17 protein-coding genes and 1 pseudogene are annotated in these 19,951 nt (G+C 66.4%); 8 read left to right on the top strand and 10 right to left on the bottom strand.

What is annotated here, in order from left to right; all coding sequences use genetic code 11:
- A pseudogene (locus V5A20_RS07520) lies at positions 1 to 186 on the bottom strand (hypothetical protein); the annotation flags it as partial.
- Between the two features lie 866 nt (positions 187 to 1,052).
- Between V5A20_RS07520 and proS the strand changes: the two are divergent.
- The 5 genes from proS to V5A20_RS07495 all read left to right on the top strand — a co-directional run bounded on the left by proS (position 1,053) and on the right by V5A20_RS07495 (position 7,634).
- Positions 1,053 to 2,525 (top strand): proline--tRNA ligase, encoded by a 1,473-nt coding sequence (proS, locus tag V5A20_RS07515; protein WP_332315710.1) that lies wholly within the window; start codon positions 1,053 to 1,055, stop codon positions 2,523 to 2,525.
- Between the two features lie 158 nt (positions 2,526 to 2,683).
- Entirely contained in the window at positions 2,684 to 3,883 is a 1,200-nt protein-coding gene (locus V5A20_RS07510) for a DUF3667 domain-containing protein (RefSeq protein ID WP_332315709.1), read from the top strand.
- Between the two features lie 26 nt (positions 3,884 to 3,909).
- On the top strand, positions 3,910 to 4,593 hold the full coding sequence (locus V5A20_RS07505; RefSeq protein ID WP_332315708.1) for a hypothetical protein: 684 nt from the start codon (positions 3,910 to 3,912) through the stop codon (positions 4,591 to 4,593).
- Positions 4,594 to 4,750: 157 nt separating this feature from the next.
- Complete coding sequence (locus V5A20_RS07500) at positions 4,751 to 7,288, top strand: TonB-dependent receptor (RefSeq protein ID WP_332315707.1); 2,538 nt, start codon at positions 4,751 to 4,753, stop codon at positions 7,286 to 7,288.
- Between the two features lie 34 nt (positions 7,289 to 7,322).
- A complete protein-coding gene (locus tag V5A20_RS07495) occupies positions 7,323 to 7,634 on the top strand; it encodes an ArsR/SmtB family transcription factor (protein ID WP_332315706.1) in 312 nt (103 codons plus the stop codon).
- Positions 7,635 to 7,776: 142 nt separating this feature from the next.
- On the opposite strand, the gene V5A20_RS07490 is transcribed toward V5A20_RS07495, so the two are convergent.
- A complete protein-coding gene (locus V5A20_RS07490) occupies positions 7,777 to 9,162 on the bottom strand; it encodes a hypothetical protein (protein WP_332327032.1) in 1,386 nt (461 codons plus the stop codon).
- 236 nt (positions 9,163 to 9,398) lie between these two features.
- Here V5A20_RS07490 and V5A20_RS07485 point away from each other — a divergent pair, with 236 nt between their 5' ends.
- Together V5A20_RS07485 and V5A20_RS07480 are read left to right on the top strand one after the other, a co-directional pair.
- The gene (locus tag V5A20_RS07485) at positions 9,399 to 10,664 is read left to right on the top strand and encodes a hypothetical protein (protein WP_332327031.1); all 1,266 of its coding nucleotides are present in this window, start codon (positions 9,399 to 9,401) and stop codon (positions 10,662 to 10,664) included.
- Positions 10,665 to 10,737: 73 nt separating this feature from the next.
- Positions 10,738 to 11,394 (top strand): ABC transporter ATP-binding protein, encoded by a 657-nt coding sequence (locus V5A20_RS07480; RefSeq protein WP_332315703.1) that lies wholly within the window; start codon positions 10,738 to 10,740, stop codon positions 11,392 to 11,394.
- A 26-nt stretch (positions 11,395 to 11,420) separates the two neighbouring features.
- Here V5A20_RS07480 and V5A20_RS07475 read toward each other — a convergent pair whose 3' ends face one another.
- The 3 genes from V5A20_RS07475 to V5A20_RS07465 all read right to left on the bottom strand — a co-directional run bounded on the left by V5A20_RS07475 (position 11,421) and on the right by V5A20_RS07465 (position 13,868).
- Complete coding sequence (locus V5A20_RS07475; RefSeq protein WP_332327030.1) at positions 11,421 to 12,698, bottom strand: alkaline phosphatase family protein; 1,278 nt, start codon at positions 12,696 to 12,698, stop codon at positions 11,421 to 11,423.
- Between the two features lie 95 nt (positions 12,699 to 12,793).
- The gene (locus V5A20_RS07470; protein ID WP_332327029.1) at positions 12,794 to 13,576 is read right to left on the bottom strand and encodes a hypothetical protein; all 783 of its coding nucleotides are present in this window, start codon (positions 13,574 to 13,576) and stop codon (positions 12,794 to 12,796) included.
- Between the two features lie 4 nt (positions 13,577 to 13,580).
- Positions 13,581 to 13,868, bottom strand: a complete 288-nt coding sequence (locus tag V5A20_RS07465; protein ID WP_332315700.1) for a PLDc N-terminal domain-containing protein — start codon at positions 13,866 to 13,868, stop codon at positions 13,581 to 13,583.
- 190 nt (positions 13,869 to 14,058) lie between these two features.
- Here V5A20_RS07465 and dusB point away from each other — a divergent pair, with 190 nt between their 5' ends.
- On the top strand, positions 14,059 to 15,198 hold the full coding sequence (gene dusB, locus V5A20_RS07460) for a tRNA dihydrouridine synthase DusB (protein WP_332327028.1): 1,140 nt from the start codon (positions 14,059 to 14,061) through the stop codon (positions 15,196 to 15,198).
- 53 nt (positions 15,199 to 15,251) lie between these two features.
- On the opposite strand, the gene V5A20_RS07455 is transcribed toward dusB, so the two are convergent.
- The 5 genes from V5A20_RS07455 to V5A20_RS07435 all read right to left on the bottom strand — a co-directional run bounded on the left by V5A20_RS07455 (position 15,252) and on the right by V5A20_RS07435 (position 19,645).
- A complete protein-coding gene (locus V5A20_RS07455) occupies positions 15,252 to 15,740 on the bottom strand; it encodes a PIN domain-containing protein (protein WP_332315698.1) in 489 nt (162 codons plus the stop codon).
- The gene (locus V5A20_RS07450) at positions 15,737 to 16,072 is read right to left on the bottom strand and encodes an AbrB/MazE/SpoVT family DNA-binding domain-containing protein (RefSeq protein ID WP_332315697.1); all 336 of its coding nucleotides are present in this window, start codon (positions 16,070 to 16,072) and stop codon (positions 15,737 to 15,739) included. The genes V5A20_RS07455 and V5A20_RS07450 overlap by 4 nt, the downstream gene beginning before the upstream one ends.
- A 380-nt stretch (positions 16,073 to 16,452) precedes the next feature.
- Positions 16,453 to 16,932, bottom strand: coding sequence for a nucleoside deaminase (locus V5A20_RS07445; RefSeq protein ID WP_332327027.1), 480 nt, complete (start codon positions 16,930 to 16,932; stop codon positions 16,453 to 16,455).
- Positions 16,933 to 17,000: 68 nt separating this feature from the next.
- Positions 17,001 to 17,834 carry an HDOD domain-containing protein gene (locus V5A20_RS07440; RefSeq protein WP_332315695.1) on the bottom strand — a complete coding sequence of 278 codons (834 nt, stop codon included), beginning with the start codon at positions 17,832 to 17,834 and terminating at the stop codon, positions 17,001 to 17,003.
- Between the two features lie 59 nt (positions 17,835 to 17,893).
- Complete coding sequence (locus tag V5A20_RS07435) at positions 17,894 to 19,645, bottom strand: sensor histidine kinase (protein WP_332315694.1); 1,752 nt, start codon at positions 19,643 to 19,645, stop codon at positions 17,894 to 17,896.
- Positions 19,646 to 19,951 lie beyond the last annotated feature (306 nt).

The raw sequence follows: 19,951 nt of genomic DNA, 5'->3' as shown, positions 1-19,951 counted from the left end.
CTCGCGCCGGTACTCGTCGGCGTACGTCTTCTCAGGCTTTGGTCGCTCTGCCTGCCGGTCCGAAGACGTGTCCGCGACCTTCAGTTGCGTATAACAACCCGTGAGTCCCACCGCTAGAATTCCGAAAACGAGAAGGAGGCCTACGCGGTGCATCGCGGAACGGGAAAGCCGGTCGACGTACGTCATAACAGGTCACCTCCAGCCGTGGGCGGTTGTTAGAGTATTTGGAACAAGTGGTACACTACGGGGGGAAGAAAGTTCTTCGACCGGGGAACGAAAGCCCCAGAACAGAGCAAACTTATCCCGGTGCTCTCGTTGTAGATGGCCGCCGGGTTCCCCTCAAAAGTAACAGGAGAACTCAGCGTTGGCCGAGGCAGGAAGCGAGGTGCAAGGATCCAGGGAGAAAAGCCTTCCCCCTGCTTCAGCGATGAGACGGTCGTCTGCATCGAAGCACCCAGGTCGTTGGACCCTTCGATTTGTGGAGCCAGACGGTCGGGCGTCCGGATTCGGGGTGGTCCGCCGCCGGGGCGTCTGCGACAGGGGCTCGCAATGTATCTGGGGTGCGAGGGGCAGAACCGGCCGACCGAGATCGAAAGGAAACGTCCTTCCGAGTTGCGGGCGTCCGGGCAGAGTATCGGTTCGATGCGAGGTCCTGTCATCCGAAATCAGGTCCGGACGGAAGGAAGAAAAAGTCTACCACTGCGAGCTCGAACCCGCGGCACCGGCCGTTGAACGCCGGGTCATAGGTGAAGGGGGTGCAGAAGAACCGGTCGCTGTTTCGAAAGCTGTTCCGGGGATGGATGTCCGGCTCGGCGCATGGGCGATGCCCTCTCTTGTGTGGCGCGTGCAAAACAGAACGCACTTGACAATTCCTACGCAAAAAATAAGTACCGTTTCGAATAATAAAAACAAAATAGGTCTCGGATCTGCAGAAACGACGAACACCGCCCCGTCTCATTGATATCTGCGGAACGGGGCTCCTATATTGAGTGCGTCTTGTTCCTTCTGTCTTTTTCGATTCCCTCTTCTAACGACCTCCCTCCCGCGAAAACATGGCAGACGCAGTTACGCCCCGTGACGAGGACTACTCACAGTGGTACCAGGACGTCGTGCGCAACGGCCAGTTGGCCGAAAACTCCCCCGCCCGTGGGTGCATGATCATCAAGCCCAACGGCATGGCCCTCTGGGAGAACATGCGCGACCAGCTGGACCAGATGTTCAAGGACACGGGCCACGAGAACTATTACTTCCCGCTGTTCATCCCGGAGCGCTACATGGAGCGAGAGGCCGAGCACGTGGAGGGCTTTGCCAAGGAGTGCGCGGTGGTCACGCACTCGCGCCTCACGCAGGACGAGGAGGGCAATCTGATCCCCGACCCCGAGTCGGAGCTGGGCGAGAACTACATCGTGCGCCCCACCTCCGAGACCATCATCTGGGACACGTACTCGAAGTGGATCCAGTCGTACCGCGACCTGCCGCTGCTCTACAACCAGTGGGCCAACGTCGTCCGCTGGGAGATGCGGCCGCGCCTCTTCCTGCGCACCGCCGAGTTTCTGTGGCAGGAGGGCCACACCGCCCACGCCACGGAGACAGAGGCGGTGGAAGAGGCGGAGCGGATGCTCAAGGTCTACGCCACGTTCGCCGAGGAGTACATGGCGATGCCGGTGCTCCAGGGGCGGAAGACGGAGAGCGAGCGCTTCCCGGGCGCGGTGGACACCTACTGCATTGAGGCCATGATGCAGGACGGCAAGGCGCTCCAGGCCGGCACGAGCCACTTCCTGGGGCAGAACTTCGCGAAGGCGTTCGACTGCACCTTTACCAACGAGGACAACGAGGAGGAGCACGTGTGGGCCACCTCGTGGGGCGTGTCGACCCGCCTCATCGGCGGCCTCATCATGACCCACTCTGACGACCAGGGCCTGGTCTTGCCGCCCAAGCTGGCGCCGCACCAGGTCGTCATCGTACCTCTCTTCTTCGACGACGACCAGGAGGGGCCCGTGATGGAAAAATGTGAACGCCTTCAAGAGAGGTTGGAAGACCATGGCATTCGCGTAAAGATGGACGACAACCACACCCAGAGCCCGGGCTGGCGCTTCAGCGAGCACGAGCTGCGCGGCGTGCCGCTGCGCCTCGCCGTCGGGCCGCGCGACTTGGAGAACGACAACGTGGAGATGGCCCGCCGCGACACGCAGGAGAAAGACGTCGTGCCGCAGGACGGCATCGTGGAGCGCGTGTCCGACACGCTCGACGACATTCAGCAGTCCCTCTACGAGCGGGCCCGGGAGCGGCAGCAGGACAACACCCGCGTCGCGGACGACTACGACGAGTTTCGAGAGATCATTGGGCGCGGCGGCTTCGCCTGGGCCCACTGGGACGGTACGCCGGAAACCGAAGAACGCATTCAGGAGGAAACCTCCGCCACCATCCGGCTCATCCCGTTCGACCGCGACGAGCACGAGGAGGGAGAAGACATGCTTACGGGCGAGCCGTCCGAGGGCCGTGTGCTCTTCGCACAGGCGTACTGAGGCAGGTATTGCGTATCTCGTGTTGGGTGTTTTGGCTCGGTGCAGGGGCCGATACGCACTACGCAATACGCACTACCGGAGCGGGCGTAACATTCAGCGGCGCCGTGCGTGGACTATAACAGACCTTTACAGCCACGTTCACTGCCTGCCCGGTTCCCATGAGTGCCCCGCCGACTGGTCCCGACCGGTTCGAGGACGACGACCTGGGAGATCTTGGCGACGAGGAGCCCTCCGGAGAGGCAGCCCCGAACCCGGATGAGGCCCGGGCCGCGGCCGAGGATGCCCTGGCGCAGATTGAGGCGATGGCCGATCTCGACGAGGAGCCGGACGTGGGGGCGGAGGATCGGAGGGCGGCATCCTCTGCCGATTCGTCGTCCGCCTCGCCCGACTCGGACGCCCCATCCTCGTCCGGCCCGCCGGAGGATCAGTGCGAGAACTGCGGGGCCCTCCTGCACGGGCCGTACTGCTCGCAGTGTGGGCAGAGGGCCGCCGACCGCGTCGTGCCGATCTGGCACATGCTCAACGAGGCCCTTGAGGCCGTCATTGAGCTCGACATGCGGGTGCTGTGGACCTTCCCGAAGTTTCTGTTCCAGCCCGGCCGGCTCACGAAGGAGTACATCAACGGGCGGCGGAAGCGCTACATCCGGCCCTTCCGGTTGTATCTGTTCACGACGTTCGTGCTGTTTACCGTTCTTGCTCTCACCGCTGGGCAAGGCTTCCAGTTTCCGTTCGATCCGCAGATGTCGCCCGCACAGGCGGACACGGCCCAAACGAGAATCACAGAAGGACTGGACACCACTGCGTCGTCGGCCCCTTCGTTTTTGGGCCGTCCCGAGCAACGTGAGCAGTGGGCCGAGGCGCTCCGAGAGAACCCCAACGCTGTCAACGTTGAGTTCGGCGGGCCGGAAACCCAGGCCCAGCTTGAACACGCCCTCCGCGTGAAGTCGGCCGAAGCCCTTCGAAACCCCAACGACTTCTTAGGGGACATGATCGACCGAGGGCCCTACGTCATGTTTCTGATGCTGCCGGTCTTTGCCTTTCTGCTCAAGCTGCTTTACATCCGGCGCGGGCGCTTGTACGTGGAGCATCTCATCTTCAGTCTCCACCTGCACGCGTTTGCCTTTTTCGCGTTTACCGTCGGCATTCTTCTTGGTGAGATTGAGGCCCCGTGGCTACAGACCGCCGCGACCTGGGTTGAACTGTCGCCCCTCCTGTATCTTGTCGTCGCGATGGGGCATGTCTACGATCAGGGGCTCATCAAGTCCACGATTAAGGCATCCCTCCTGCTGTTCGTATACTCGATCATTCTGGTCATTGGGTTTATTCTACTGGCCCTCGCGGCTGTGTTGTTGATGTAGAGCCCAGGCTGCAGTCCCCCACGTGCATGTCGTCCTCCAATCCCGCTGCATACCAGACCGATGCGCCCCGCGGGCTCGGCCTGTGGGCGGCCGTGATCGTGAGCTACGTGGTGAGTCCTCTCGCCTTCCCCCCGCTGGTATACGGACTGGTGCTGACCCATGTGGGGGCGTCGTGGGCCGACGTCGCGTGGGGCGCGGGGATCGGGCTCGTGTTTTTGTCCGTCGTGCCGCTCGCGTACGTGGGCGGAATGCGACTGCAGGGGCGGATCAAGTCCTTGGAGATCCGAAACCGGTCGAAGCGGACCGAGCCGTTCCTTGTGGCACTGGGGGCCAGCGGCGCGGCGTTGGCCACGGTGCTCGGGATCGACATTGCCGGGCGTCGGCTGCTGGCAGCCCTGGTGGCGTGCCACGTCCTCAACACGACCCTCCTCTTTCTCATTACCACCCGGTGGAAGATCTCGGTGCACTGCGCCTCGGTGGCTGGGGCGGTGTCGACCCTTGTGTTCGTGCAGGGACACGTCCCGGGGCGAATGCTTGTTGCCGCGGGGCCCGCGGTGCTGATCGGCGGTGTGGGCCTGACCGGGCTTGTGCTCTGGGCCCGCGTTCGGAGCGGGGCGCACACCGTGGGCCAGGCCGTGGCGGGGACCGGAATGGGGCTTGTGGCCCCCTACCTGGAACTGCTTGCGCTGTCAGGCGCGATTGGGGCGTAAAATGGGGCGCGGTGGGTTGGATCACATCGCGCTGTTTCGTTTCTTAATAAGTGTCCCCACTGGCTCCCGCCTGCCCGCCATCCTGTGTCACAGCCCTCCACACTCTCTGACGGACCGATACGGCACTCTCTGGCCCATCACGCATCCTGCTTCGCTCATGCGCCTGTATCGCGTCTTTGTGCTCGGGGCCTTTGTCGTCGGGGCCTGCTGCGGGCTCCTGGGGCCTCCGTCCGTCCACGCCCAGACCTGGGGCACGGTGACCGGCACGGTCACCGATTCTACAGAAGGGGAGCCCCTGCCGGGCGTGACGGTGTTGGTGGAGGGAACGGACTTTGGCACCGCCACGGGCCCGGAGGGCCGGTACCGCCTGGAGGTGCCCACCGGCCGCTACGCGCTTCGCTTCTCGGCGGTCGGCTTCTCCTCTCGGGTTGACTCGGCGTATGTGACCGAGGAGGGCACTCAGGTGGACGTGGTCCTTGCCTCCAGCGTCTTGGAGATGGAGGAGCTCGTCGTGGCGGGCGCCCAGGCCGATCGCCCCGGCGTCTACGAGGTGGACCCGGCCGACGTGCAGAACATGCCCACGCCCTTCAAGGACGGCTTCCGGGCCTTGAAGACCACGCCGGGCGTGGCCACCGGCAGCGAGCTGACCCAGCAGTACTCCGTGCGGGGCGGCGGCTACAACGAGAACCTGGTCTTCATCAACGGCTTTGAGATTTTCTTCCCGTTCCGGCCGCGGCAAGGGGAGCAGGAGGGCCTAGGGCTTCTCAACCCGGCCCTCGCGTCGGACATCACGTTTTACACCGGCGGCTTTCCGCCGGAGTACGGCGGGAAGCTCTCCTCGGCGCTGGACGTGCAGTACGCCCAACCGGGCCAGGGCTCCAAGCCTGAGGATGATTCCCTCAACGGTTCGGTCGACCTTTCGACGCTCGACGCGAGCGTCCACGCCCAGTCCTCCAGCCTGGGCGGGGACCTGGGGTGGAGCGTTGGGGCGCGGCGGGCCCAGCCGGGGCGGTTTTTCGGGACGCAGGACCTGAAGGGGGACTACAGCCCGCGCTTTACCGACGTGCAAGGGACCTTCGAGTACCGCCTGTCGGATCGGGTCTCGGTGGAGGCCCTCGGCATCTGGGCGGATAACGTTTTTGAGCTGGAGCCGGAGGAGCGGACCACCTACTTCGGGGTCATCAGCCTCGATCCAGAGCGGCCCTCGGACTTCAAGGCCCTGCAGTCGAGCCTCAGTGGGGCGCGCACGGACGGATACACGACCACGTTCGGCGGGGCGCGCCTCAGCACAGAGGTGACCGACCGGCTCACCTTAGAGCACGACGTGGCCTACTTCAGCACAGAAGAGGCCGAGAGCTTCGATATCGAAAGCGACCGGCGGGTGTGCCAGGTCGACCCGACCCAAGGGGCCAACCCCGCGAACTGCTTTCTGCGGGGCGAGTCCACGGTCACTCGGTTTGCCGACAACGCGGTCGACGTCCAGCGCCGGACCGGGCGGGGCCGCTACGAATGGGACCTGGGCCAGCATGTGCTCAAGGGCGGCTGGCACGCCAGAGGCCTGCGCTTCGACGACCAGATTGAGGAGAAAACCATCATTCAGGGAAACAGCCAGGAGGGCCTCGACCCGGTTCGCATACGGGTCGACAGCCTCACCGACCAGTCGGTATTTAACGAACGGCAGCTTGGGGCCCACCTGCAAAACGCCGTGGACGTGCTTCCCGCCCTGGGGATTGGGGGGGCGGGCGCTGAAGGGCGGCTTACCGTTACCGGCGGCCTGCGAGCGGACTACTTCTCGTTCAACGACGAGTGGACCCTCTCTCCGCGCCTGTCGGGCCGCCTGAAGGCAACCGAGCGGCTCACCCTCACCGGGGCGTGGGGCATCTACCACCAGAAGCCGACCTACCGGGAGCTGCGAGGAGATCCGGAAGGGACCGAGTCAATTGCGGAGACGCTCAATCGGGACATCGAGTCCCAGCGGTCGGTCCAGTACGTGCTGGGGGGGGAATACTTCTTCCCCGAGCAGCGCCTGTCTCTGCGGGCGGAGGGCTACTACAAGGACTTGGATAACCTCATCTCCTACACGATCGAGGACGTGCGGGTCAACTACTCCGGGGAGAACGACACCTACGGCTACACCTACGGGCTGGACCTGCAGCTCCGCGGGGAGCTGGTGCCGGGCCTGGAGAGCTGGTTCAACTACAGCTACCTCGTGGCCCGAGAGCGCTTTACCGAAGAGGCGCTCAGCTCCTATAGCCAGCGGCTGCGGGAGGCCCGGCAGGGCCTGATCCCCCGCCCGGCGGACCAGCGCCATACCTTCTCGGCGTTTGTCCAGGACTACGTGCCGGGAGACGAATCGTGGAAGGTGCACATGCGGCTGCTCTACGGGAGCGGGCTGCCGCACACGCCGGACGATCCGGGCCCGGAGGTGACCGAGGGGGTCCAGACACGAGTGCCGGGGGACCGGATGAGCGGGCGGCTCCCGGCCTACCGGCGGGTGGACGTCGGGGCGACGAAGCGCATTGAGGTGGCCGAAAGCGGGATCGGCGGGCCCGTGCACCTGGAGCTGACGCTGGAGCTTTTGAACATGTTCGACATGGACAACACCGTCGACTACAGCTGGACGCGGGGGTTTGAGCGGGTGCCGAAGCGGCTCACGCCCCGCACCCTCAACGCCCGCCTCCACCTCACCTTCTGAGGCCCGTTCGTTTGTTCCACGCACGCAGTGCTTTATGAATCGCCCGATGGTTCCCCTCAACGAGATCGAGGCCGTGGCGCGCCGTTTCGAAGTGCTCGGCGTACCGGCCCGGTTGCGTCTGCTCAGCGCACTACATGCAGAAGGCGAGCAGACGGTGGGAGAGTTGGTTGAGGCGACCGGCTTCCGGCAGTCCAACGTTAGCAAACACCTTGGTCTCATGGCGGAGGAGGGCCTGCTGGCACGGCGGCGCGACGGCGTACACGTCTACTATGCGCTCGACGACCCCACGCTCGGCGCCCTCTGCGTGCTCGTGTCCCGTCGCCTGCGCGACGAGGCCGAGCAATAGTGCCCGGCCAGAGTCGTCGGGCGAGATGGCAGAGAGGCGTCCACCGGTGGGCGACGCCACGGCAGCAGCCCCCGCATTCTCTCCCTGCACACGGGCGGCAGACGACCCCGGGGGACCTGAAGAACAGGAGGAGGCATCGGGATCAGCGGAAAGACGCCTCGATGCCGTTCGTGAAGTGGACGGCCGCGTCGCTGTAGATGTTGACCTGGTAGGCCCGAAACACGTCGCTCGAAATGATCTGGGACGCCTCGCTCCAGCTCTCCACCGTCCGCAGGCGTTGTAGCACATCCCGGTAGGCACGCCGATCGCCGTCAAACAGAGATTCTATGTACACTTCGCGCTTCGGGGTGTGGGAGGCCCCGAAGGCCTCTCGTTCGAGGGCCGACAGGTCGTCGTCAGGAGAAGAGACGGACGATTGTTCATCCGAAGAGGAGGAGGAGGGAGTTGCGTTGTCGGAAGGAGACGGAGCGTTGGTCTCCGTGGGTTCGTCGGAGGGTCGCTGCTGGAACTGAGCCCAGAGGGGCTGGGCGTCGTCGTTGGACGGGTCGGTCTCGGTGCCACGCCGGGTGGCATTCTGCTCGAACTGTTTCCACATCGGCGTGGCTTCGGGGGCGGCCTCCGACGAAGCGTCCGCGTTCGACGCCGGACCGTCGTTGGAGGACGTGTGGAACTCGGGGCCCAGGGGGGCGGTCGCCGTGTCGCGTCGCGTGGAGGGGGCCTCGGTCGGGGCGTCCTCCGTGAGGGAATCTTCGGCGGGAGCATCTCCGGGAGAGGCCGAGTCGATGAGACGTCGAAGCGCGTCGGGAGACACGGCGTCGGGAGCTTCCGTCGTTTCGTAGGTGTCGAGGCGATCGACGAGGACGTCGGCGTCCTTCTCGGCGAAGAACGTGCGGAGCAGAGAGGGAGAGATCTGGGCGTCTCCGGTGGCGTGGCGGGCCGTATCGAAAAGGGGGTCGAGCACGTCGACCCAGCGATCCGCGCTAAAATCGGCCGTCATGCGCTCGTCGACGCGCCGGAGGACGCGCTCAAAGGCATCTGGCGAGAAGGCGTCCCGGTCGTGTTTCTCGGCGAAGGCCTGTACGGCGTTGTGGAGGTAGGCGTACGGGCCGAAGAAACGCATGCGCCATTGCACTTGCGGCACCGGGACAGGGCCGGCGGCGTCCTCGAAAACAAAGGACGTCAGCGTCGGGACGGGGCGCACGAGGTAGTTCGTGGTGCGGCGGGCGGCGGTCCGGAGCGTTTCGGCCCAGCGGTCGCGCGGCACCTGCATGTGCTGCTCCGTCGCGTCGAGAAACGCCCGGGTGGCGTTTTCCATCTCCGGATGGTCGTAGTCCACCCAGTCCGTACGCGCCCGGCGCAGTTGGCGCACCTCGCGCCGGTGGTGGTGCCGCAAAAGGTGGGTCAAGTAGTGCCGGAGGGGACTCGGCATTGCGCCCGCTTCCCAGTCCGACGTCGTGTAGGCCTGGCCGGCGGGGAAGGTGTCGAGCAGGCGCTCCGAGAGGGCGTCGGCAAGCGAACGCGTGGACATGAGGCATGCAGCAGACGGTGCAGAAAAGCACGAGAAGCCATGACGTATATACGCGGGTCCGAGGAGAGGTTTTCGGAAAAGAAGATGGGTGGTGCGTTCATCTCTCGTGGAGGCGGGCCCTTCTGGCGAAACCGGAAGACATTTGGTCTGATTTTCCCGGGGCGAGTGGACACGAAGGCCTGTTGGCCAATACCTTCTTCCGTGATTGCTGGTTACCAAAAGTATACCCTCGTTCTGTGTCGTCGTCCCGTACGCTTCCGGCTCCGGTTCGTCACGTACAGGGGTGGGCCTCTCGGATGGCCTACGGACTGCTCCTGGGAGTGCTAAGCGCGGCGGCCTTGCTCCTCGCCGCCGGGGCCGATCCGGGGACACGGGCCGCGGGATTGCGCCTCTGGGCCCTTGCGGGGGCGGCTGCATTTGCTGTCGCGCCGCCAAACGTGCTGTTCCCAGACCCGAACGTTTCCATGCTGCAGCGGCTGAATTGGGCGCCCGTGCGGCTCCTGCGCTACCAGGCGCGTCGGCTGGGGCCACTCGTACTGCTGCTGGCGGTGCCGGCGGTACTCGTGGCCTACGGCGACCCCAACGGGCCGCTCCGGGACCTTGGGACAAAGACTGTGGCTCTGGGACAAGGGCTTCTCCTGATCGGGGCGGCGGCGCTGGACAGCTTCGTGCACTTTGCGACCCTCGGGGCTCGGTCGCAGGCCTGGCACGAAGGGCGGGCGGGGCAGTGGTACGCGCAGGCGGTGGAAGAGCAGGGACAGGGCGTGAGCCTCCCCCGCGGACTTGTGCCGGCCCTCTTCGCCACCACGCGCTGCTTCGCCGTGGGCGTTAGCGTCGTGGTGGCCACCGCGGCGGCCGCGGCGAACGGGCTGTATGCACTGGCGTGGGCGCCGGGCTGCCTCCTCCTGGGCTGGGCCGGCCTGCGCCTGTGGCGGTCGCGGCCCGCCTACGACCGGCACTTCTATCACACCACGGCCTTCTACGCGGAGGTGCTGGGCGGGGGCACCGTGGCGGCCACCGACCGTGCGCCGGTGCCGTACGATGCGCTCTACTGGGTGCCCGTGCGCTGGCGGCCGGCCGTCTGGGCCAGCGTGCGACAGCTCGACCGCCGCCTGCCCCTCGGCCGTCTCGTGGCGGTGGCTCACCTTGGCCTTTGGCTCTTTTGCGTCCGGGGGGTGTCCCCCGCCTTCATTACGACCTACCTGACGCTGATTTTCACCGGGCAGGTGGCCGCCTGCGCCGTGCTCGGGGCTCCCTCGGCGGCCCCCCGTCCGTTCCAGCGGGCCCTGCAATCGGTGGGCGACTGGATTGGGACCCGCACGTTCGTCAACCTGCGTTGGTTTGGGCCACACGTGGGCAGCCTTGCGCTCGTGGTTCTGTTTGGCACCACATATGGCTGGGCCTGGGTGGGCGCCTGGGCGGCCGTGCACCTCGGGCTGTCGGTGGCGGCGGCCACGGTCGTCACCCTCGCCACCGAAGGATCGTTCCGGCCTGCCGCGTAGCCGCTGCCTCGTTGGAGCGGCGACACGGCGGGCCATCGCTCCACACGCTCTCTTCTCCACACCGACTCGCGCCATGGATGACCCGCTGACCCTTCAGGCCCTGTCCAAGCGGTACGGCGACGGGCCGCCTGTTCTGTCGGATCTCTCGCGATCGTTCGACCCGGGCACGCTCACGCTCCTGGTGGGACCGAACGGGGCGGGCAAGACGACGCTCCTGCGCCTGCTGGCCGTGCAGGCCTACCCCACGAGCGGGGCGGTCCGCTACGGCGAGATCGACGTGCACGAGGAGCCCTACCGCTACCTCCAACGGGTGGGCCTCGTCCACGCCGGGCCCGCGCTGCCCGAGCACCTTACGGCCGTGGAACTGCTGGAGTGGATTCTGCGCAGCCGGGGGCAGTGGACCGACGACGAGGGACCCGCCCGCATCGGATCGTTGCTCGATCGCCTCCGGCTCGACGAGCGCCGCGAGAACCTGATCGGCACCTATTCGAGCGGCATGACGCAGAAGGCGCAGGTGGCCGCCGCGTTCGTGGCCGAGCCGGCGGTCGTGCTCATGGACGAGCCCCTCCGCAGCCTCGACACCGCCACCACCGAGGCCACCGTCGACCTCCTGCGCGAGTTCGTGGCGGACGGCGGGCTCGCCATCGTGGCCAGCCACCTCACCGACGCGCTGCGCCCGCACGCCGACGCGGTGGTGCGCCTCGGGGAAGAGTCGCCCGTATCCGCCTAGAATGGGGCAGCGAGGCGGTCGTCGGGTTACTCCGCCGTCCGGGCGGCCGCAGGGGTCAAGAGCGGACGCGCCGCCTCCAACCGCCCGTCGTTCGGGGCCGGCTCCACGTCGAGCAGGGCAGCCATCAGTTCGTAGAGGTGGATCAGGGAGAGCTGGTCGATCGTGGTCGACGATCGGAATGCGGGGCCGTGGGCCAGGAGGAGGGTGTGCATCGACTCGTGTCGGGGATCGTAGCCGTGCGTGCCGCCGCCGGTCCAGTCCGGATTTTCGTCCATCCACGCCCGTGTCCGAATGCTCCACCGGTCGTCGGCGACGGCGACCACGGAGGGAATGCGGCGGTGGCCGTCGAAGTGGAGCGTGTCGGGCAGGGTGCCCTTCCGGTACGCCGAGAGGTGCGGGGCCCGATCCAGGGCCGTCACCACCGAGTCGGCCGATATGCCGTCCCGGGGCTCCATCATCGCCACCGGGTTCCGGGCGGTGAGCCGGACGTCGTCGGGGTCGATGTAGTCGTCGAGGAGGACGGTGCGGTCGCGGGCCGTGGGGCTCATGCCGTGGTCGGACGTCACGATGAGGTTGACGTCGTCCTCCATGCCGCGGGCGTCGAGGCCGTCGAGCAGGCGCCGGACGAAGCCGTCGACCTCGCGCAGGGCGGTGGCGACCGAGTCGGAGCGCGGGCCGTGGTAATGGCCCTTCGTGTCGACGCGGCTGAAGTAGAGCGTGATGAGGTCCGGGCGCGTGTCCGCCGGGCGGTCGAGCCACTGGAAGGCCTGGTCCACCCGTGTGGTCCCAGGCACGCTCTCGTCGTACCGAAACCACTCGGTGGGCCGGGTGCCCTGCACGGGGGCCTCGGAGCCGGGCCAGAAGTAGGTGGCTGCGGTACGGCCCTGCTGCTCGGCCGTCACCCAGATCGGCTCCCCGCCCCACCAGTCGGGGTTCTCGACCGCGTCCCGGTCGCTCAGGCTGAACGAGGCGTCCATCGCCGGGTCGTACATCGTGTTTGCGATGATGCCGTGGCTGGACGGGTGGAGGCCCGTGACGGTGCTGTAGTGACTCGGGAAGGTCTTGGTGGGGAAGACCGGCGTCAGGTGCTCGACGTGGGTCCCGTCTTCCGCGAGACGGGAGAGGGCCGGGGCCGCGTGGAGATCGAGGTAGTCCCAGCGGAGGCCGTCGATGGAGATCACGATGAGCGGATCGGGAGAGTCCGCCGTCTGCGCGTTCGCCGACTGGGCCATTGAGGGAGAAACGGCCCCGGCGACCGGGAGAAGCAGCAGGCAGAGAAGGAAGAGTATGCGGGAGGCGCTCATGGGGCGGCGAAAACAGTGGGGTTGGACGGGCACGACTCCCGCCAACGTAGCCATCACGGCGGGCGGCTGTGTAAAGCGCGGTGAAAGGACGGCACTCAGTCAGCGACGCGGCAATAGGCAGCGGTCGAGTATGTAGCCCGGACAATCCCGGCCTCGCCGGGCCGCAGGACAAACTCGCTCGGGCCCACCTCGTCCGTCTGGGGGTTCCAGTCGTAGGTGTAGCCGAGGCCCGTGAAGGGGTAGCCGTCCGGGCCGTAGGAGGTCTGTCTCAACTCCAGAAACCAGTCCCGATGCGCATCGCTGATCACCACGTGGCCGGCCGGCTCGGGGGCGCGCAATTCGCACTCCCGGTCGGTCACTTCGGGGTCGGGGCAGGGGCGCACGAGGGCCTGGGGCCGGACCCAGAGCTCCACGAAGCGGTCGTAGTCCGCGTCCGGCGGGAGGCCGAGGCGCTGGGCGAGGCGGCGTTGGAGGGCGTCGCCCTCCCGGTCGAGGCCGCGGCAGAACTGTCGGATTGTGGGCACGGCGGTCACCCATACGTCCCGGTCGGCCGTCACCGTGTCGCCCGCCGCTGCCCTCGGCAGCGTCTCACTGCCGCCCCAGGTCACCACCAGCACCTGCCGGGTCGAATCCCTCACCGTGCGCCAGACGAGCGAGTCATTGTACGGCACGAGGGGCGTGAGGCCGGTCGTGATCTCCGAGGGCTCGGCCGTGCGCGCATCCTCGATGGCGGCCCGGTACTGCGCCTCCGGGGCCGAGTCGGTGGCGGGCCGGGTGCTGCGACAGGCCACGAGCAGCCCCGCCACGATTGCAACGAGGGCCCCACGCACCAGACAGGGCCCAGGGGCTTGTCCATACGTCCACACGTCTCGCTGCATGCTGTTATTCGCGCCCGAAGATGAAGTACAGGATGACCCCGAGGACCGGCGCGAAGACGATCAGGAGTGCCCAAATGACCGTGCTGCCGGTGCTGCGGGTGCCGTCCCCGAGCAGGTCGACCAGCGCCACGAGGTCGAGCACGATGATGACGGTGCCCCAGAAGCCCCAGCTGGCGGTGGAGATGCGCTCCAACAGGTTCGGGCCGCCGCAGCCGGTGAGCAGGACCGTGAGCGGGGCGAGCAGGGCGAGCGAAAGCGGGCGAAGAATCGAAGGGCGGGAATCGTCGGACATGGGGGCGAAGAGGGTCGAGGAGAGAGAGGCCGTGCACCCAACCTACGGACGAGCGGCCGGAATGGGTACAGCCACTCGTTAAACGTTCGAACGTTCAACGTTTCAACGTCGTCCGGGAACCACTGTCCACATCCGGTGCGTTTTTCACCGCTCAAGATGCACCGCCACAAACTGGATCGATCCCGTCCTGATGCGCATCGGCCACCTCGACTTCGACGACCGGCCCCTCTTTCTCGCGCCCATGGAGGACGTGAGCGACCCGCCGTTCCGCATTCTCTGCAAGCGGTACGGGGCCGACATGATGTACACCGAGTTCGTCTCCTCCGCGGGGCTCCTCCGCGACCAGGCGCACGAGCACCAGAAGCTCGAGATCTTCGACGAGGAGCGGCCCATCGGCATCCAGGTGTGGGGCGGGGGCATCGATGAGGTCAAGAACGCCACCCCGATGGTCGACGCCGCCGGGCCCGACGTGATCGACATCAACTTCGGCTGCCCCGTCCGCAAGATCGTGCAGAAGGACGGCGGGGCTGGGGTGCTACGCAACCTCGACAAGATGCGCAACATCACGGCGGCGGTGATGGAGGAGGCCACCCGTCCGGTGACCGTCAAGACGCGCCTCGGCTGGGACGACGACTCGATTCACATTGTGGACGTGGCCCGCATGCTGGAGGACATGGGCGTGGCGGCGCTCACGGTCCACGCCCGCACCCGCGAGCAGAAGTACAAGGGGGATGCGCGCTGGGCGTGGCTTCGGAAGATCAAGGAGGAGGGCACCCGCGACATGCCATTTATCGGGAACGGCGACGCCCTCGACCCGGAGGCGATCGAAGCGATGTTCGAGGAGACCGGCGTGGATGGGGTCATGCTGGGGCGCGGCGCCCTCGGCAATCCCTGGATTTTTGAGCGCGCGAAGACCTACATGGAGACCGGCGAGCTGCCCCCCCCGCCGGACTGGGAGGAGCGCGTGCAGGTGGTGGCCGAGCACCTGTCGCTCAAGTGCGAGTGGCTGGGCGAGCGCACCGGCGTGATGGAGATGCGCAAGAACTACAGCAGCTACTTCAAGGGCTTCCGCAACGCGTCGACGCTGCGCCACGAGCTGATGCAGCCGGAGACGAAGGCGGGCGTGCTGGAGGTGATGCTCAACTTCAAGCCCGACGCGCCCGACATCCAGGTGCCCGCCGCCAAGCTGCCGGAGGAGACCGCCGATCCGGACGCGGTGGAGACCAAAAAGCCGGACGTGCCCGACGACCTGCCCACGCCGGGCGGGGACGGGGCGGACCCGGAGGTGGGGACGAAGAAGGCGGAGCTTCCCGAATCGATGGCGGCGTGATTCACAGGACTTCTGCGGCGACGGACGAGTGAGAGAGTAGCTGGCCGCTGTAGTCAGAGGGACGAGAGCTGCTCGCGGACCCGCTGGACGAGCGCACCGGGACGAAGAACGTCGACCTCGGGGTGCCCTGGTTCATAGTCGTCGACGTTGTAGGTCGTCAGGTACGCGCAGCCCTGCTCGAGCGCCGCGACGAGGTGGGGCAGGTCTTTCCAGTCTGCACGATCCGTATGAGAAAGGAGGCGCTGTCGGGCAGGTGCATCGACGATCGAGAGGGCCCGGCCGACCAGCCGCTCAAAGTCGCTGGTCGCTGCCCGAAGCTTCGCCTTGAGGTTGCGTCGGCATTCGTCGACGGCGAATTCGGACGTGATCCCCTCGATGAGCGTAATTTCCGAGAGTGTGAGCAGCACCTGACTTGCGCTGTGATCGGAGGGAGAGGCGGCACCCGCAAAGAGCACGTCCGCATCGAAATACACTCGGAGGTGCGATTCTGATTGGGGCCCAGATGCTCCCTGGCCGGCTTCCCCCTTCGTCTCGCTACTCATGGGGAATCGCGCTCAGTCTTTTCGGCGGCGTCTCCCGAGCGTTCGCCTTCCGGAGGATCTCCGTAGCGCTCCCGGGTGAGCGCAGCTCGCTCGTCCCTCAGACGCTCCAGGAGTTCATCCGTCGTGAGCCCTGCCTCCTCGCGAAGCCGTTCGATCTCCCGGGCCAGGCTGGGGACCACCGGCTGCATGGGCGTGAGGACGAAGGTCCCGTCCACGTCTACGAGGTGGAGGGCATCTCCCTCGTCGAGATTGTATTTGTCGCGGAGCGCCTTGGGGATCGTGAGGACGCCCCGGCTCCGAAGCTGGACAGTACTACTGACGGGCTGGCCCATTGGATTTGGATTGTGGCATCGGGATTAGGGAGCACGGTCGTTCTGCATTTCAGTGCAATCTGTATTTCGAAACGACCGGCAAGGAGAGGCGGTTTCGTGGCCTTCTCGCTCGGATTGCCGATCTGCGACTTCCTGCCCCCGCCCAGGTGGGAACGGCGCCCAGGTGGGAACGGGGCGAACCAGGAGGTCGACGCGGAGAAGGCGGAGCTGCCCGCGTCGATGCTACCGTAGCTGATGAACGGACTGGGCGCAGTGGGCGACTGGTCCGGAATTTCCGGCACGGGGTTATCCGCAGACGTATCTGACCGGTTCCCGAACCGTGGTAGTGGCGCGCGGCCCCCACGACGGGGCCTAGGCGGGAAGCCGGGCGTCCGTGGAAATCATGAAATGTCGAACACCGTCGCGGCCTCGTCCTCCAGCACGGGCCCGATGACCTCCACCTCGTGGTTGCCCCGGGCGAGCACGTCCTCGCAGGACAGGGCCAACTGGCGCCCGGCATCGCCCTTCATGTCGTAGAGGCGCTCGGCGCGCAGCCCAAACACGACGCGCCCGATGCGGGCCCAGAAGATGGCCCCGGCGCACATGGCGCACGGCTCTGTGCTGGCATAGAGAGTGGTTTCTTGGAGTCGCTCCGGTGCATACTCCCGGGAGGCGACCCGGACGAGGTTGGTCTCGGCGTGGCCGGTGCAGTCGCCCGTGCGCCCCTCCGTGTTGCCGGCCCGGTCCAGAACCGTCCCGGATGCATCATCCACGAGTACGGCCCCGAAGGGAGGATTCTCGGCCGCCTGGGCCGCGGCCGCCTCGTCGATGGCGGCCTGGACGAATCGCTCGTGGTCGAGGGAAGCATCGGAAGCAGACATAGACGGGCGGGAGCAACCAGGATGTGCAAGGAAAAAGGCGAGTCCCGAGGGCAGGCTCAGGAAATCCGTCAGCCCCCTCCCAAATTCGCGGCGTAGTCCACCGCATCCTCGGCGGCAATCGCCATAAGCTCTTCCGGCACGGACGTTTCAGCCACTGGCACGTCCGACGGGAGCGTGAGCGGGGCGCCGGCCAGGTCACACAGGGCGAGGTGGCTTCCCGCCCGAACAGCGGTCGCCAGGGTCTGTCGTCGACCGGCAGAAAGGCCCGAGGGATCCAGGGCCCCGTGCAGGACCGAGCAGATGCGGTCCGAAAGGCCCCAGTGCTCGCCGGCCTGGAGGGCGAGGGTCCGGTGGCTGTCCCCGAAGAGGCGGCACTCATCGTCTGCCCCCGGGAGGGGGGTGTCCTGCGCGTCGGACAGGGCGCCGTACCGATCCGGGGCGGAGTACAGAAGCACGAGCCGCCCCATCTCGTGAATGAGGCCGACGGAGAACGCCAGACGCGTCCAGTCATCGATCAGGTCGAGTTGGCGGGCCAGTTGCTGAGTAAACCGGCCGGTGAAAATGGACGTATGCAGGATGCGGTCGAGAAGGCGCGTGTGATTGGCAAGTTGGTCCCGCATTTTGTTGGCGCCCTCAAGGATGACGATGGACGTCACCTCGATGAACCCGAGAAGGTGTACCGCCTGCTCAACGTCCTCGACCTCGTGCCGCAGGCCATAATACGCAGAATTTGCCCGCCGGAGGACGTTGAGGGACGTAGACGGGCACTTCTTAACGATGCGGATCAGCCGCGCAGAATCGGTCTGCCCGGAGGCGATCAGCGCCTCGACCTCTTCGATCGTGGAGGGAAGGGTTGGGAAGGACACCTCCAACCTCTCTGTGTTCGTGGTGCGTGTACTCATGGTTGAGAGGAACAAAAAACAGGATGCGAGGAACGCGAGATCGTTCGCTCTACCACGCTTCAGTTTGGCAGAGGCTTTGGGGCGCTCCGGGAAGAGTTGGCCATCCCTTCAGACGGCTCGGCGGAGCCGTTCCTACTGTCTCCTGCGCTTGAAGCGGCCATTGGAAGTCGGGCGAGGAATCGGCTGCCCGTTCCCTTCTCGGTTTCTACCTCGATCGACCCGCCCATCTGCTCGGCTGCTTCTTTCGTCACCGTCAACCCAATTCCGGTGCCCTCGTACGCCCGGTCCAGTCCCGTGGAGGCTTGGCGAAACGGTTCGAAGAGTTGGTCGACCGTCTCCGGTTCCATGCCAACCCCGGTGTCCTTGACCTCTAGGACCGCCCATCCGGGCTCAAGGTAGGTCCGGACCCACACGGTGCCGCCCTCTTCCGTGTACTTGATCGCGTTGTCCAGAAGGTTCTGCAGCACGATCTGGACCCCGTATTCGTCGGCCTGGGCTTCTGCATGGGTGCCGTCCAGTCGAAGGTCGATCGCGTGGTCCTGGGCGTCTGGGCGGTGCGTCTCGACCGCGCGGCGGGCCTGATCGTGCAGGTCCACCGGCTCGGCACTGAGCGTCATTTCCCCTGCCTCCAGCTGCGCGAGGTCCAGGATGCCCTCGAAGGTGTCGAGCAGGCGCTTGCCGCTCTTCTCGATCAGGTCGGCGTAGCCGGGCAGGGGGCTGTTCGCCGGCAGCTCCAGGGTGCGGGCCTTGGTGGCGATCGTCTCGGCGAACCCGATAATCGCAGTCAGCGGGGTGCGGATCTCGTGACTCATGTTCGCCAGCAGAGCGGACTTGAGACGGTCGGCCTCTTCGGCCTCCTCTTCGGCCTCTTGAAGGGCCTGGGTACGGCGCTTCTGGGCCGTCACGTCCTCGAGGTGAAAGACGGCCTCACGGGGCTCCCCATTGGCCGTTCGTACGGGCGCTCCACTTACCGACAGCAAGCGCCGGGGGCCGTCCGGCCGCTCGACCCAACACTCCCGGTTGCGAACATCCTCTCCTGTCCGGAAGACCCGCGAAAAGGGCGGCGGCTCCTCCCCCCGAGCGGAGGCGCCCGTCGGGCCGTCCTGCAGGCCGTCAAGACACACCTCCCCCCCGGCGCCGAGGAGGTCTTCTGCTCGGCCATTTGCATCTATGAGGGCCCCGGTCTCGTCGACCCGAACGACCGCATGGGGGCTCGTCTGCACAAACCGGTGCAGGCGGTTTTGCTGCTCGCGGAGGCCGCGCGCCTGGGCCCGAAGGCGATCGCGCACCGACAGTCCCCACCGGGCAGCCGCCCCCTCAACGAGGGCCACGATGCCCACGGCCCCCGCCAGCACCCAGGGGTTCGTTTGAGGGGATGGGGTCCACAGGAGGGCACCGATCACGGACAGGGCCCCCACCAAGAGAAATGCCACGACGGGCCGCACCGAGGCACCTCCAAGCGCCACGAGCCCCCCGAAGACGGTGTAGACGAGAAGGACGCCCACCGCGTATGTCCCCGCAAACTCGTGTTGCACCGCCACGGCCGCGACCCAGATCATCATGACGCAGAGGAGCCCCCACGTAATTTCCACGTGGCGGCGGCGGACCTCCCGGGACACGTAGGAGCTTCCCATAAGGACCACGAGGAGTCCGGCCACGCCGAGGCCTCCCCATCCGCCCGGAGCGCTGGTGCCGGGGTTCGCGACATCGTACAGGGGGGTGTACAGCAAGCCCAGAATGGCCCCCACCAGGCACAGCAGGCGGACAAACCGGAGATGAACTTGTGTGTCGAGAAGCGTCTCGCCTTCCATCCGAAGGGGGGATGTAAGTCTCAGGTCAGGGGGCGCTGGGGGCGCGCTGGACGGGACGGCCTGGCGGGCCAGTTGCCTGCGAGGAGGGCAGTGCAGTTCCTCGCGCTTTTCCGTTCAGCAGTTCTATTCGGCAATGCAAGCAATCCCGTCCACTGAACCACGGTTATCGGCCCGACGGGGGCGGTGTTAAAGCCTCGGGGGTTGAAGACGCGCCTCGCGCGACGGCCCCCGCACCGGATTGTGAGGACCCCCCGCGATTGGGCGGGCCCTGGGAGGCCCTATTGGGGACTGCGGGACTCGGCTCGT

It is taken from the genome of Salinibacter sp. (assembly GCF_036626415.1).
GTDB lineage: Bacteria > Bacteroidota > Rhodothermia > Rhodothermales > Salinibacteraceae > Salinibacter.
Note: the sequence above shows the minus strand (reverse complement) of the source record. Positions and strands in the feature narration are given on the sequence as shown.